This is a genomic window from Delftia tsuruhatensis NBRC 16741 (genome assembly GCF_001571325.1).
GTDB classification, from domain to species: Bacteria; Pseudomonadota; Gammaproteobacteria; order Burkholderiales; family Burkholderiaceae_C; genus Comamonas; species Comamonas tsuruhatensis.
In genome coordinates, this window is record NZ_BCTO01000030.1 from 31,352 (window position 1) to 45,707 (window position 14,356).

Annotated in this window: 8 protein-coding genes; 1 reads left to right on the top strand and 7 read right to left on the bottom strand. The window is 69.7% G+C overall.

Translation table 11 applies throughout. The annotated features are described in order from the left end of the window. Position 1 precedes the first annotated feature (1 nt). The 5 genes from DTS01S_RS15350 to DTS01S_RS15370 form a co-directional block, all read right to left on the bottom strand. The gene (locus DTS01S_RS15350; protein WP_046986993.1) at positions 2-1,297 is read right to left on the bottom strand and encodes a dihydroorotase; all 1,296 of its coding nucleotides are present in this window, start codon (positions 1,295-1,297) and stop codon (positions 2-4) included. A gap of 244 nt (positions 1,298-1,541) precedes the next feature. Further along, a complete protein-coding gene (locus tag DTS01S_RS15355) occupies positions 1,542-2,504 on the bottom strand; it encodes an aspartate carbamoyltransferase catalytic subunit (protein ID WP_012203510.1) in 963 nt (320 codons plus the stop codon). A gap of 2 nt (positions 2,505-2,506) precedes the next feature. Next, positions 2,507-3,025 (bottom strand): bifunctional pyr operon transcriptional regulator/uracil phosphoribosyltransferase PyrR, encoded by a 519-nt coding sequence (gene pyrR / locus DTS01S_RS15360; protein ID WP_013804027.1) that lies wholly within the window; start codon positions 3,023-3,025, stop codon positions 2,507-2,509. After that, entirely contained in the window at positions 3,022-3,480 is a 459-nt protein-coding gene (gene ruvX, locus DTS01S_RS15365; protein WP_012203508.1) for a Holliday junction resolvase RuvX, read from the bottom strand. Before ruvX ends, pyrR begins: the two co-directional genes overlap by 4 nt. Next, a complete protein-coding gene (locus DTS01S_RS15370) occupies positions 3,477-4,076 on the bottom strand; it encodes a YqgE/AlgH family protein (protein WP_012203507.1) in 600 nt (199 codons plus the stop codon). Before DTS01S_RS15370 ends, ruvX begins: the two co-directional genes overlap by 4 nt. Before the next feature lie 24 nt (positions 4,077-4,100). On the opposite strand from DTS01S_RS15370, the gene DTS01S_RS15375 reads away from it, so the two are divergent. Next, positions 4,101-5,582, top strand: coding sequence for a cryptochrome/photolyase family protein (locus tag DTS01S_RS15375; RefSeq protein WP_061288040.1), 1,482 nt, complete (start codon positions 4,101-4,103; stop codon positions 5,580-5,582). A gap of 89 nt (positions 5,583-5,671) precedes the next feature. Here DTS01S_RS15375 and DTS01S_RS15380 read toward each other — a convergent pair whose 3' ends face one another. Both DTS01S_RS15380 and DTS01S_RS15385 read right to left on the bottom strand, forming a co-directional pair. Continuing rightward, complete coding sequence (locus DTS01S_RS15380; protein ID WP_061288042.1) at positions 5,672-12,037, bottom strand: Hpt domain-containing protein; 6,366 nt, start codon at positions 12,035-12,037, stop codon at positions 5,672-5,674. A gap of 50 nt (positions 12,038-12,087) precedes the next feature. Then, entirely contained in the window at positions 12,088-14,340 is a 2,253-nt protein-coding gene (locus DTS01S_RS15385; RefSeq protein ID WP_016447934.1) for a methyl-accepting chemotaxis protein, read from the bottom strand. Positions 14,341-14,356: the final 16 nt, after the last annotated feature.

Sequence of the window (14,356 nt, forward strand, 5' to 3'; positions counted from 1 at the left end):
TTCAGCGGCGTTCGTAAGCGATATGGCCGTCGACCAGCGTGCAGCGCACGCGGGCCGGCAGTTCGTAGCCGCCGAAGGGCGTGCTCTTGCCCTGGCTGGCCAGCTCCTGGGGCTTGACCGTCCAGGCCGCCTGCGGATCGACGATGCACAGGTCGGCCACGCCGCCCTCGGCCAGCCGGCCCAGCTGCCCCTGCAGCTCGCCCAGCGCCGATCCCAGCACCTGCACGGGCGATGCCGTGATGGCGGCCAGGGCACGGTTCAAAGGCACGCCACCGTCCTGCGACCACTTGACGGCCAGCGACAGCAGCAGCTCCACGCCCGTGGCGCCGGGCTCGGCCTCGGCAAAGGGCAGGACCTTGGCATCCTCATCGACGGGCGTGTGGTCGGAGACCAGGGCGTCGATGGTGCCATCGGCCAGCGCGGCAGACAGCGCATCGCGGTCGCGCTGCTGGCGCAGCGGCGGCGTGACGCGGGCGCTGCTGTCGAAGTAGCCGATGTCGGTATCGGTCAGGTGCAGCGAGTTGATGGACACGTCGGCCGTGACCTGCAGGCCTTCGGCCTTGGCACGGCGCACCAGTTCCACGCCTGCGGCGCTGGACAGGCGGCACAGGTGCACGCGCGCCTGGGTGCCGCGCATCAGCTCGAAGATGGTGTGCAGGGCAATCGTCTCGGCCGCCACGGGCACGCCGGACAGGCCCATGCGCGTGGCCAGCGGGCCGCTGGCGGCCACGCCCTTGCCCAGGTACAGCTCCTGCGGGCGCAGCCACACGGTGTAGCCGTAGGTGGCCGCATACGCCAGGGCGCGCTGCAGGGTCTGGGTGCTGGTCATGGGCACCTCGGCCTGGCCGAAGCCGATGCAGCCGGACTCGGTCAGCTCGGCCATTTCGGTCAGCACCTCGCCCTTGAGGCCCAGCGTCAGCGCGCCCAGCGGGAACAGGCGCGACTGGTGCAGCTTCTCGGCGCGGAACTTGAGCATCTCCACCAGGCCCTGCTCGTCGAGCACGGGATCGGTATCAGGCGGGCAGACCAGGCTGGTCACGCCACCGGCCACCGAGGCGGCCATCTCGGACTGCAGCATGCCTTCGTGCTCGTGGCCGGGCTCGCGCAGGCGCACGGCCAGATCGACCAGGCCCGGCAGCACCCAGCAGCCGGCGGCATCGATCTCGCGTTCTGCGGCAAATCCCTCGGGCGCCTTGCCGATGGCCAGCACCTTGCCGCCGTCGATGGCCACGTCGGCCTGCTGGTCCAGGCCCCGTGCCGGGTCCATCACTCGGCCGTTGCGGATGAGTATCTTCATGGTTTGCTACCCCGTAGACCGCAGGCGGCGCATGGGCTGCGGCCTGCGGCGATCAAAAACATTTGCATTCACAAAAAGCGCCTGAACTCAGTCCAGGACACCGGGCATGGAAAAAGCATGGCCCATCTCAGGGACGCCGAGCAAAGGCCGCCCTGCAGCGAGGGCGTCGCCGGCTGCCCGTACGCCCCCCTCCCGCGTAGCGAGAGAGGGGGAAGCGACGCAGTCGCTCAGGGGGTGCTTCATTTCAAGCCTCGTTGCCGGCGACGATGGACATGACGGCCATGCGGACCGCGATGCCGAAGGACACCTGCGACAGGATCACGGCCTGCGGGCCATCGACCACTTCGGAGTCGATCTCCACGCCGCGGTTGATGGGTCCCGGGTGCATGACGATGGCGTCCGGCTTGGCCAGGCGCAGCTTCTCGGCCGTGAGGCCGAAGCTCTTGAAGTATTCCTGGCTGGACGGCAGCAGGGCGCCGCTCATGCGCTCGTTCTGCAGGCGCAGCATGATGATCACGTCGCAGTCCCGGATGCCCTCTTCCAGCGTGTGGAAGACGCGCACGCCCATCTGCGCCAGGTCCGGCGGCACCAGGGTGCGCGGGCCGACAACGCGCACTTCGGCCGCGCCCAGCGTGGTCAGCGCATGGATGTCGGAGCGCGCCACGCGCGAATGCAGCACATCGCCCACGATGGCCACGCGCAGGTTGGCGAAGTCCTTCTTGTAGTGGCGGATGGTGTACATGTCCAGCAGCCCCTGCGTGGGGTGGGCGTGGCGGCCGTCGCCGGCATTGACCACGTGGACATGGGGCGCCACATGCTGGGCGATGAGGTAGGGCGCACCCGACTCGCTGTGGCGCACGACGAAGATGTCGGCGGCCATGGCCGAGAGGTTGGCGATGGTGTCCAGCAGCGACTCGCCCTTGCTGGCCGAGCTGCGCGCGATGTCCAGGTTGAACACGTCGGCCGACAGGCGCTTGGCCGCGATCTCGAACGTGGTGCGCGTGCGCGTGCTGTTCTCGAAGAACAGGTTGAACACGCTCTTGCCGCGCAGCAGCGGCACCTTCTTGACCTCGCGGTCATTGACGCTGACGAAGTTGGCCGCCGTGTCCAGGATGTGGGTCAGGATGTCCTTGGACAGTCCTTCGGTGGACAGCAGGTGGATCAGTTCGCCGTTCTTGTTGAGCTGGGGATTGCGCTTGTACAGCACGGTCAGGCCTCTTGGATGCGGAATTGGAAGACGCCGGCGTCATCGCGCGCCAGCGACAGCAGGCGGTCGGCCGGCAGCGCGATGCGCGCGGCGGCAAAGTCGGCCTGGAAGGGCAGCTCGCGCCCGCCCCGGTCCACCAGCACCGCCAGGCGCACGCAGGCCGGGCGGCCGTAGTCATAGAGTTCGTTGAGCACGGCGCGCACGGTGCGGCCGGTGTAGAGCACGTCGTCCAGCACCAGGATGTCGGCGCCGTTGACGTCAAAGTCGATCTGCGTCTGGGCGCTGGTGGCCATGCCGCGCTGCGCGAAGTCGTCGCGGTGCAGGGCCGAGGACAGCACGCTGGGGTTGCCGGGCAGGTTCAGGTCCTTGTGCAGGCGCTCCACCAGCCAGGCGCCGCCCGAGGTGATGCCGGCCAGGCGGGTTTCAGGCCCCATGAGGCTGCGCACGCCGCGCAGCAGTTCGCGGTACAGGGCCTCGGCGTCCAGCACCAGGCTGCCGGCTCCCGCAATGGATTCACTCATGGAAGACTCCTCAAAAACTGTTCAAGAATGATGCAGGCCGAGGCCGCATCGGCATCCCTTGCGCCACCGGCCAGGGCCTCGGTGGTGCTGTAGCGCTCGTCCACCTCGTAGACAGGCAGGCCGAAGCGGCTCTTGAGCTGGCGGCCGAATTTCTTCGCCCGCGCCGTGTTCTCGTGCGCATTGCCGTCGGGGTGGTAGGGCACGCCGATGACCAGCGCATCGGGCTGCCACTCCTTGATGCGCTCGCCGGCCTGGGCCAGGCGGGCCTCGCCGGCCTCGGCGCGGATGGTGGGCAGCGGGTTGGCCGAGCGCAGCATGCGCGTGCCCACGGCGCAGCCCGTGCGCTTGGCCCCGAAATCGAAGGCCACGAAACTCTGGAAATGGGAGGGAACGGTGGGCGGCACGGCCGTGCCGGCTGCCGCTGCTGCCTGGGACTCGGGAGCGGGCAGGCTCATGCGCGCCCCGCTTCGGGCGAGATCATCCAGCGCTGCAGGCCCAGCAGGCCCAGGGCGCGGTCATAGCGGTCGTCGACCGGGGTATCGAAGATGACGTTGGCGTCGGCGCCCACCGTGAGCCAGGCGTTTTCGGCCAGCTCCGACTCCAGCTGGCCCTCGCCCCAGGACGCGTAGCCCAGGGTGACCAGCAGGCGCTTGGGGCCTGCGCCGTCGGACAGGGCTTCGAGCACGTCCTTGGAGGTGGTCATCTCCAGGCCGCCGGGAATGGTCATGGTCGAGGCGTAGGCGGACTCGTCGTCGGGCGCGCCTTCGATCACCATGGGATCGTGCAGCACGAAGCCGCGATCGGTCTGTACGGGCCCGCCGTTGAAGACGCGGTTGCCGCGAAGGTCCTCGCGGCCCAGGGCCAGATCCACCTTTTCCAGCAGGCCTTCCAGCGTAAGCTGCGAGGGCTTGTTGATAATCAGACCGAGCGCACCGCGCTCGCTGTGTTCGCACAGGTAGATCACACTGCGCGAGAACGCTTCGTCTTCCAGGCCAGGCATGGCAATCAGGAAGTGGTGCGTCAGATTGATAGGCGCAGTTTCAGCAGACATAACGACGGATTTTACCGGCGATCCATGCCACCTTCTTACCCTGTGGGCTTGGTCTGGCTGCGGCGCGACCTGCGCCTGTCCGACCATGCCGCCCTCTACCATGCGCTGCGCCAGTGCCGGCAGGTGCATTGCGTGTTCATCTTCGACGACGACATCCTCGCCCCCCTGCCCCGTGCCGACCGGCGCGTGGAGTTCATCTGCCAGAGCCTGACGGGCCTGGACGATGCGCTGCGCGAGGCCTCGGGCCGCGCCGACACCGGCCTCATCGTGCGCCGCGGCCGGCCCGCTGAGCAGATCCCGGCCCTGGCCCGGCAGCTCGGCGCCCAGGCCGTGTTCTGCAACTGGGACGACGAGCCCGACGCACTGGCCCGCGACGCCCGCGTGCGCCAGGCCCTGGCCGCCGAGGGCGTGGCCCTGCACAGCTTCAAGGACCACATGGTCTTTGCGCGCGACGAGGTGCTGACCCAGGCCGGCGCGCCGTTCTCGGTGTTCACGCCGTACAAGAACGCCTGGCTGCGCCAGGTCACGCCGTTCTTCCTGTCCGCCTACCCCAGCGATCGCGACCTGCCCGAGCGCCTGGCGCCACGCCCCGAAGGCGAGCGCCGCCCCGTGCCCACCGCAGCCGACCTGGGCTTTGAGGCCGGCACGCTGGACGGCCTGCGCCTGCCCACGGGCTGCGCTGGCGCCGAGGAACTGCTGGCCGACTTCCTGCCGCGCCTGCGGCGCTACAGGCAGGCGCGCGACTTTCCCGCCGTCAAGGGCCCCAGCTACCTGAGCGTGCACCTGCGCTTTGGCACGGTCTCCATCCGCCGCCTGGCAAGGCTGGCCTGGGAGCAGACGCAGCAGCAGCCGCACGACAGCGAGGGAGCCGCCACCTGGCTGTCCGAGCTGGTCTGGCGCGACTTCTATTTCCAGATCCTGGCCCACCATCCGCACGTGGTGCACGCCAGCTTCAAGCCCGCCTACGACGCCATCGTGTGGGATACCGGCCCCGAGGCCGATGCGCTGTACGCCGCCTGGTGCGAGGGCCGCACCGGCTATCCGCTGGTCGATGCCGCCATGCGCCAGCTCAACACCACGGGCTACATGCACAACCGGCTGCGCATGGTGGCGGCCAGCTTCCTGGTCAAGGATCTGGGCATAGACTGGCGCCGGGGCGAGGCCTGGTTTGCGCGCCAGCTCAACGACTTCGACCTGGCGGCCAACAACGGCGGCTGGCAGTGGGCGGCCTCCACGGGCTGCGACGCCCAGCCCTGGTTCCGCATCTTCAACCCCATCACGCAAAGCCAGAAGTTCGATGCCGACGCGCGCTTCATCGAGCGCTACGTGCCCGAACTGGCCCGCCTGCCCGCCGCGCTGCGCCACGCGCCCTGGCAGGCCCGGCCGCTGGAGCTGGCCGAGGCCGGCGTGGTGCTGGGCACGGACTATCCCCATCCCGTGGTGGACCACGCAGCCGCGCGCGAGCGCACGCTGGCCCGCTACGGCGTGGTCAAGCAGGCGGGCTGAAGGAAGCCGGTGCAAAGACACCGGAGCCAAGAAAAAAGGAGCAGCGCTGGCTGCTCCTTTTTTGCGGGGCGAGGGCTGGCCGCCGAGGCTCAGGCCTCTTCGCCCAGCACCTGCGTCTCCGTCTGCAGTGACAGCGGCGCAGGCTGGGTGCTGTTCCCTTGCAGGGAATAGTGCTGGATCAGGCCCAGCAGTTCCTCGTCCGAGTAGGGCTTGCCCAGGTAGTGGTTGGCGCCCAGCTGGCGCGCCATCTCGCGGTGCTTCTGGGCGATGCGCGAGGTGATCATGACCACGGGCAGGTCGCGCAGGGCCTCGTCGGCGCGGATGTTGCGCAGCAGGTCGAAGCCGTCCATGCGCGGCATCTCGATGTCGGACAGCACCAGGGTCGGGCGCTCCTCGGCCAGGCGCTCCATGGCCTGCAGGCCGTCGGCCGCCAGGGCCACGCGGTAGCCTTCGCGCTGCAGCAGGCGCTGGGTGACGCGGCGCACGGTGATGGAGTCGTCCACCACCAGCACCAGCGGCACCGAGACCGGTCCCGCGCTGGCCGGCACGGCTTCGCCGTCGCCCTGGCCGGCGGCACGCTCGGCCTCTTCGGTCCGGGCGCGCACCTCGTCGCCATAGACGTTGGCCAGCGCCACAGGGTTGTAGATCTGGACCACGGCGCCCGAGGCCAGCACCGACATGCCGGTCAGGCCGGGCAGGCGGGCCAGCTGGGGGCCGAGGTTCTTGATCACCACTTCCTGGTTGCCCAGCACTTCGTCCACGTGCAGCGCAATGCGCTGCGACGCGCTGCGCAGGATGACCACGGGCCGGGTGCGGCCCACGGTTTCCTCGCTGCGCAGGGAGGACTGCCACAGCGCGCCCGCCCAGTAGAAAGGCAGGGTCTCGCCGCCATCTTCAAAGCCGTGGCTGGCATAGGCCTGCTGCAGCAGATCCAAGGGCGCACGGCGCACAATTTCCACCAGGCTGGCCGGCACGCCGACCAGCAGCCGGCCCGCGCGCAGCATGACCACCTGGGTGACGGCCGTGGTCAGCGGCAGCACGAGGCGGAAGGCACTGCCCCGGCCCGCTTCGCTGTGGGTCTCGATGCGGCCGCCCAGCGCGTTGACCTCGGAGCGCACCACGTCCATGCCGATGCCCCGGCCGGCCACGCCGGTCACCTCGGTGGCGGTGGTGAAGCCGGGCTCGAAGATCAGGCGGCCGGCGTCCTGCTCCGTCAGCGTCTGGTCCTCGGGCCACAGGCCCTGGGCCACGGCCTTGTCGCGGATGCGCTGCAGGTTCAGGCCGGCGCCATCGTCCTCCACCGACAGCGCCACGTCGTTGCGCTCCTGGCTCAGGATGATTTCGATGGTGCCCATGGCCGGCTTGCCGGCAGCGGTGCGCTGCTCGGGCGGCTCGATGCCGTGGGCCACGCAGTTGCGCAGCAGGTGCTCGAAGGCCGGCATCATGCGGTCCAGCATGCCCCGGTCCATTTCAATGGTGCCGCCGAGGATGTTCAGCCGCACCTGCTTGCCCATTTCCTTGGAGGTCTGGCGGACCACGGCATACAGGCGCTCGGCCAGGGAGTCGAACTCCACCATGCGCGTGCGCAGCAGGTCGCGCTGCAGCTCGCGCGCCTGGCGGCCCTGGGCGACCAGGTCGTCCTCGGCGCCCGCCATGTCGCGCTGCAGGTTGCGCTGCACGGTGGCCACGTCGTTGACCGACTCGGCCATCATGCGCGTGAGTTCCTGCACCCGCGTGAAGCGGTCGAACTCAAGCGGGTCGAAGCCGGCCGCCGAGTCCTTGGACAGGGCCAGGCGCGACTGCATCTGGCTCTCGGCCTGGACCTCGATGTCGCGCAGCTGCATGCGCAGGCGCTCCAGGTTGCCGGCCAGCTCGTCCAGCGAGCCACGGGCCTGGGCCAGGCGCGCATCGACACGCGAGCGCGCAATCAGCACCTCGCCGGCCTGGCTGATCAGGCGGTCCAGCAACTGGGCGCGCACGCGCACCGTCTGGTGGGCGCCCGCACGCAGCGGCGCGGTGACAGGAGCCGGCTGTGCGTCGGCTGGCGCCGGGGATGCGCCAGCGCCCGAGGCGTCGGAGGCCGTGGCGTCAGAAGACACCGCAGAGGCGGCAGGCTCGGCCTGGTCCGGCCCATCGGCCAGGCCCAGCGGCCCATCCTGCACCTGTTCGCCCGCAACGCGCAGCACGTCGAAGCCGGCCTGCAATGCGTCGAAGTTGCCCAGCAAGGGCTCGATCTGCTCGGCCGTGGGAGATTCGCTGTCGACCCGCTCGACGGCGGATTCCAGCCGATGGGCCATTTCGCCCAGGCGCATGGCGCCAGCCAGCCGGGCACTGCCCTTGAGGGTGTGCAGGGCGCGCAGCGTTTCGTGGCGCGCCTCGTCCAGGGAAGGCCGGCCATGCCAGCGACGCAGCGCAGCGCCCAGGCGGGGCAGCAGCTCGATGGCCTCTTCCTCGAAGATGGGGAACAGGTCGGGGTCCACCTCGTCCAGGGCGTCGATGTCGTCGTCCAGGTCGTTGCCCACGGCCACCGCATGGGCGATGGCCTCATCGATGCGGCGCTGCAGCTCGGCTTCCTGGCGTGCGTCGTTGACCAGGGGGCGCATGGAATAGGCCAGCGGCGCCACGTCCTGTGCCTGGGCCTGCGCATGGGCGCCGGCGTCGAGCACGGCATCCGTGCCAGGCTGCGGCAACGGCTCCGGCAGCAGCGCATCGAGCCGGCTGTCCGGAGCGTCCGCGACTTCGATATCCAGCGCCAGCAGTGCCTGCAGTGCTTCTTCCACGCCCGGCTGGGGTGTCTTGAGGAAGCCGGCCGCGAACTGGTGCAGCAGGCGCTGCACCTCGTCGGAAGCCGCAATGCAGGCGGCGACCTGCTCAGGCGTGCCGCAGCGCTGCGGCTGCAGATGGGCCAGCGCATGCTCCAGCAGGCGCGCCAGGTCCGACAAGGCCTTGAAGCCCACGGTGGCCGAGCTGCCGGCCAGCGAATGCGCGAAGGCGATGGCGTCATCGGGCACGGGCTCGCCGGGCTCGGTCGCCCATTGCTGCAGCGACAGGTCCAGGCGGCGCGACCATTCGTCGGCCTCGTTGAGATAGACGTTGTACAGCGGCGCGCTGATGCGCAGGCCGTCCACGACCTTGAAGCCATCGGCATCGACGCCGGACGGCTCCTGTGCGCCGGACTCCTCAGCCACCGCAGGCGCCTCATCGGCCACGGATTCGGTATGCAGCTCCTGCGGGGTTTCCGCCTCGGAAGCTTCTACGGCTTCGATGGCCTCGGCAGGTGCGGCTGCCGGAGTCAGGTCCAGATCCAGCCCCTCGAAAGGCGCCAGCGGCACGGCGGCGTGCGGAGCCTGCTCTTCGGCTTCAACTTCGGCTTCGGCTTCGACTTCGCCTACAGCTTCTGCGCCTGCTTCTGCTTGCAGCTCGGGCAGCGCGTCGGCATGTGCCTCGGGCACGGTCTCTGTGCCGGGCAGCGCGGGCTGGTCGCCCGAGACAACGGCCAGGGCTTCCTGCTCGCTGTCGCGCATGGCCGCCTCGAAGGCGGCGAAGTCCAGCTCCTCCACCGCGTCGGTGGCCAGCGCGGCGGGTGCCTCGGCGGTCTCCGGCTGCGTTGAACCCTGCGACTGTTCGGGCACGGCCGCCGCAGGCTGGGGGTCCAGGTCCAGCAGACCGAAGTCCAGCGCAATGTCCAGGTCACCGGCGGGCCCGGCGGTCTCGGCGGGCACGGCCGGCTCGGGGGCTTCCCGCTGCTCGGCCTGCAGCTGCTGCTCCACTGCGGCGAAGGGCTCCACCGGCGCCTCGACCGCGGCAGGCTCGGCCTGCGTGCGGCGGTCGGCGCGCGGCACCAGGGCCACGTCGGCGCGCACGCCTTCCAGGCGCATGGCATCGGCTGCGGCGCGGAAGGGCGTGGCCAGCCAGGCATCGGCCTGCTGGCGCTCGATGGCCGAAGCCCAGGCGCCAAAGGCGCGCAGCGCGTCGCTGGCCAGCTCCTGCATGGGCTGGGGCATGGGCTTTTGCTCGGCCAGCCAGGCATTGAGCATTTGCTCCATGGCCCAGCCGGCTTCGCCGAATTCATCCAGGCCGACCATGCGCGAGCTGCCCTTGAGCGTATGGAAGGCGCGACGCAGCGTGGTCTGTTCGCTGAGGTTGCCGGGCTCATCGGCCAGGGTGCGCAGCGCCTGCAGGCCGTTGTCCACGACCTCGCGGGCCTCTTCCAGGAAGATGCTCAGGATTTCGTCGTCGGAATCATCTTCCGAGACGGTCAGACCGGCCAGCGGGGGAACGGGTTCAGGCAGGGGTTCGGGCTGAGCCGTGGCGGCAGCGGCAGCAGGGCCGGGCACCGGTTCGGCCGCTTCAGCCACGTCAGCTGCTTGAGCCGCTTCGGCGGGTATCTCGAGCGCCTTGGCGAATTGCGCCAGTTCGGCATCGTCGGCCAGCGCTTGCTGCCCGGCGGCAGTCGCCTGCGGCAGGGGTTCGGGCACAAGGTCCACGGAGGGTGGCGGCGGCGCCGGCACCGACGGTGCTGCCGCAGCGGGTTCGGCAGGCAGGTCCTGCGCAGTCTCGGCGGGCTGGATCTGGGGCACGGGCAGCGGCTGGGCCACGGCAACGGCTTCGCGCTGCGGCGGCACGGCGGCGGTGTCCAGGGCCGGCAGCTGCTCGGGCGCCTTGCCCGCGTCGTCGGCGCGGTGGCCACGGCGGCCCATCAGGATGCGCAGACCGCCTTCGGCCTCGTCATAGACAAAGAGCTTGCGCGCCATGCTGCGCTGGTAGCTCAGCATGTCGATCAGGAAACCCATGGCGCCCAGGCTGTTGCCCAGCTTGTCGAAGACCTGGGCACGTTCTGACTCGGCGATCTCGCCCAATACCAGCCGCTCCACGGTTTCGCGCATGCGCTGCATGGCCTGGGTGGCCTGGTCCAGACCCAGCACGGACAGCACGCCGCGCATCTGCGCCATCTGGCCAGACACCGGCGCCAGCACGGTGGCATCGGCGGGGTTGCGGAAATACTGGTCCAGGTGCCGCTCGGCCTCGGCCAGCGTGGCACGCAATTCGCCCACGACCGAGCCCATGGTCTGGTGGTCGCTGGCCTGGCGGTACAGCTCCTCCATCCAGGGCTCCAGCGGCCGGGCGGGCGCGCCCTGCAGGGATTCCTCCAGGCGCTGGACCAGGTTGGCGGATTGCTCGGCCAGTTCCTCGTCGCCCATGTCCATGGTGGCAAAGGCCGCCTGCAGATAGAGCACGGAGGTGGCCACTTCCATGGCCAGTTCCGCCGGCGGCGGCTCGCCGATGCGGGCCACGGTTTCGGCCACCTTGATCAGCATGCGCGCCAGGCCATGGCTGGCCGGGTGCAGCTTGACCAGGGATTCGGCCACCTGGGCGAACTGGTCCACCACGATCTTGGTGCGCGCACGGTCGCCGCCTGCCAGGGCGGACCAGGTCTCCGCCGCCGTGGTGATGCGCTTGCGCGCCTGCACCAGCACGGCCGGGTCGTAGCGGCCAAAGCGGGTCTGCTGGTAGTCCACCTGCGGCTGGGCCTGCATGCCATAGGCCTGGCGCACGGCCTGCAGGGCAGCGCCGGCCTGCTCGGCCGGGCGCGCCTGGGCGCAGAAGAACAGCAGGTCCTGCAGCAGGCGCGCAGGCGGCGTGCGGTCGCCCTTGGCCATGGCCGCGTACTGCAGCAGCACGCGCGAGGCCATGCGCTTCACATAGAGGTCGACAACGATCAGGCCGCGCGACTGCGCGTCGAAGAAGCCAGCGGCCACCTTCCAGAAGCTGCGTGCGGTGACATCCTCGGTCTGGGCCACGGCAAAGCGCAGGCACAGGTCACGCATCTGGGCGGCGGCCTCGCGGTCATCGCTCTTGACCATGCGCAGGACCACGCCGTCGAGCAGGGCCCGGGCATCGGGCCCGTAGGCCAGCGGCTCGGCCTGGCGCGCCCATTCGGGCTCGCGCGCGCGGCGCTCGGCAGGCCACAGATCGGCCGGATGCACCTTGTCGTTGCCGGCCAGCGCCTGGGTGTCGCGGTATTGGGGAAACAGGGCCACGGCCGAGACGGTCTTGCCGGCCAGCACGGTTTCCAGGTATTCGATCAGGGCAAAGCTGGCGCGCTCCAGCGTGGCGGCGGCCTGGTCGGTGCACAGCTCGGGGCGCTGCACGAAGCGCTGCACGGCGCTTTCCATGCCGCGCAGCACCAGGGCCGGAGAGCCCAGGCCCACCATTTCGAGGGCGCCGCAGGCCTGGTGCAGCTGCTGGCGGGCGATGCGCAGGGCCGAGGTGTCAAGCTCCTCAAGGTCCGAGGCGCGCGCCGCATCGGCATCGCGCACGAAACGCGCCACGGCCTTGCTCGCGCCTTCCAGCGACTTGCGCAGCTCATCGAGCACCCAGGCCAGCGGGCCCAGGTCCTGTTCGGTGTGCGCGGCCTGCGCCGCGCCCGTTTGCGATTCGTCAACCACTGACATGGACAGTTCCCCAAGCCCCTAGGGCCTGTGCATAGCTATATTGGACCGGGTCAGGCAATCTTGAAACGCGCCACCGACTGGCGCAGTTCCTCGGCCATGTGCGAGAGTTCGCGCACCTGCTGCGCCGTGGTGCGCGTGCCTTCGCCCGTCTGCTCCGTCACCGCGAAAATGTGCTGGATGTTCTCGGCCACGTCGTTGGCCAGGACGGCCTCGCGCGAGGTGGACGAGGAGATCAGCTCGATCAGCTCGGCCAGGTGGCGCGACACGGTATCGATCTCGGTCAGCGCGGTACCTGCGGAGTCGGACAGTCGCGCCCCCTCGACCACACCCTGGGTGGAGCGCTCCATGGCGGCCACGGCATCCTGGGTGTCGGTCTGAATCGCCTTCACCAGCGCCGCGATCTGGCGCGTCGCATCTGCCGAGCGCTCAGCCAGGCGCTGCACTTCTTCGGCCACCACCGAGAAGCCGCGACCGGCTTCACCGGCCGATGCGGCCTGGATGGCGGCGTTCAGCGCCAGCACGTTGGTCTGCTCGGTAATGTCGGAAATCAGCTCGGTGATTTCACCGATCTCCTGCGAGGATTCGCCCAGCCGCTTGATGCGCTTGGAGGTTTCCTGGATCTGATCGCGGATGGAGTTCATGCCGCCGATGGCGTTCTGCACGGCCTTCAGGCCCAGGTCCGCAGCTTCCAGCGACTGGCGCGCCACCTGGGCAGATTCCTGCGCCTGGGTCGAGACCTCGTTGATGCGGCCTGCCATGTCCAGCACGGAGCGGCCGGTTTCGCGGATCTCGCGCAGCTGTTCGGTCGACGCGGCCAGCAGCTCGGTGGAGTTGGCATCCACCTCGGCCGTGGTCTGTGCCACGCGCGTTGCCGTGTTCTGCACGCTGCCCACCAGGGCGCGCAGCTCTTCCACCGTGTAGTTCACCGAGTCGGCAATGGCGCCGGTGATGTCCTCGGTCACGGTGGCCTCCTGCGTCAGATCGCCTTCGGCCACCGATTGCAGTTCGTTCATCAAGCGCAAAATCGCGGCCTGGTTCGCATCGTTGATGCGCTTGGCTTCATGCTCCTGCACGCGGGACTCTTCCTGGCGGCGTTCGGCCGCTTCCTGGCGCAGACGGCTGTCGAGCAGCTGCACGCGGGACAGGCCCACGCCGCACAGCAGCACCAGCACCGTGGCCAGCGCCAGCAGGCCCATGGGCAGCGAGCCGATGCCGGCGCCGCTTTGCAGCTTGTTCTGCAGGTCTTCCAGATGGCGGCGCAGCGGTTCGCTGTCGGCGTTGATGGCGGTCTGGGCTTCGCGGGCGGACACCAGGCCCTGCAGGTTGCCCAAAATGGCACTGGCCTCGCTGCGGGTCTCTTCGTAGAGCTTGATCAGCGCCTCGATCTGCTCGCGGGTCTGGGCGTCGCGCGTGGGGGGCAGGCGCAGCTCGCTGCTGCCGCTCAGCAGGCTTTCGGAGATTTCCTTGAACGAGTTCAAGTCCTTGCCCAGCAGGAACACGGCCTCGGGGCTCACGCCTTCGGCGGTCTGGAATTCGTTGGCCGACTTGCCGATACGCTGGGTCAGCATCACGAGCTGGCCGGCAGCGGAGATTTCCGCCGGGCTGGCGCCCTGCTGCAGCTTCAGCGAGGAGATGGTTTCGGCGATCTCCAGCAGGTCCGAGGACTGCCGGTTGATGGTGCGCAGCGCGTCGCCGACCTGGGTCAGGATCTGCTTTTGGTCCATCACCACCTTGGCGCTTTGCTCGGCGCGCTCCATCAGCGGCGTGATCTGGGCCAGTTCGTCGGCATAGGCGCCGCCCAGCGGGCGCACGCCCATGGAGTCGTCGCCCGAGGCAATGGCGCGCACGTTGCGCGCCAGCACGCCGGAGCTGTCCTGCACGTCCACAAAGGAGGATGCCGCGCCCGTCAGCGCCTGCGAGACCGACTTGGCCAGACGCTGCGACTGCATCAGCGCCTGGCCGGTGGCTGCCAGCTGCTGCGCCGAGCCGTCGGCCTGGCGCAGGGCCCAGGCCGCCGCCAGCACCAGGGCCAGCACCGACACACCCAGCAAGGTGGACAGCGTGCGCTGGTGGCGCGCGGCAGGCGCGCGGCCCAGCAGCGGCAGGGCCACCATGTCGTGGTCAACGGCTGCGCCGCCGTCGCGGCCCGGCATGGCGTCGGGGGCGCCCTGCACGGTCAGTGACGCATCGAGTGCGTACATATCCTGGGAGACGGTGTCTCCGAGCATGCTGTTGTCCGCACCGGAGCCGGCGTCGGCCGGCTTGCGTTGGAAGCGATTTGCAAGACGTTGCAAGAATGACATGGGACGACCTTCAGAA

Excerpts from the sequence above, each read along its gene's own strand:
- pyrR (WP_013804027.1), bottom strand. The coding sequence starts at position 3,025 with ATGAGTGAATCCATTGCGGGAGCCGGCAGCCTGGTGCTGGACGCCGAG.
- DTS01S_RS15385 (WP_016447934.1), bottom strand. The coding sequence starts at position 14,340 with ATGTCATTCTTGCAACGTCTTGCAAATCGCTTCCAACGCAAGCCGGCC.
- DTS01S_RS15380 (WP_061288042.1), bottom strand. The coding sequence starts at position 12,037 with ATGTCAGTGGTTGACGAATCGCAAACGGGCGCGGCGCAGGCCGCGCAC.
- DTS01S_RS15370 (WP_012203507.1), bottom strand. The coding sequence starts at position 4,076 with ATGTCTGCTGAAACTGCGCCTATCAATCTGACGCACCACTTCCTGATT.
- DTS01S_RS15375 (WP_061288040.1), top strand. The coding sequence starts at position 4,101 with ATGCCACCTTCTTACCCTGTGGGCTTGGTCTGGCTGCGGCGCGACCTG.
- ruvX (WP_012203508.1), bottom strand. The coding sequence starts at position 3,480 with ATGAGCCTGCCCGCTCCCGAGTCCCAGGCAGCAGCGGCAGCCGGCACG.
- DTS01S_RS15350 (WP_046986993.1), bottom strand. The coding sequence starts at position 1,297 with ATGAAGATACTCATCCGCAACGGCCGAGTGATGGACCCGGCACGGGGC.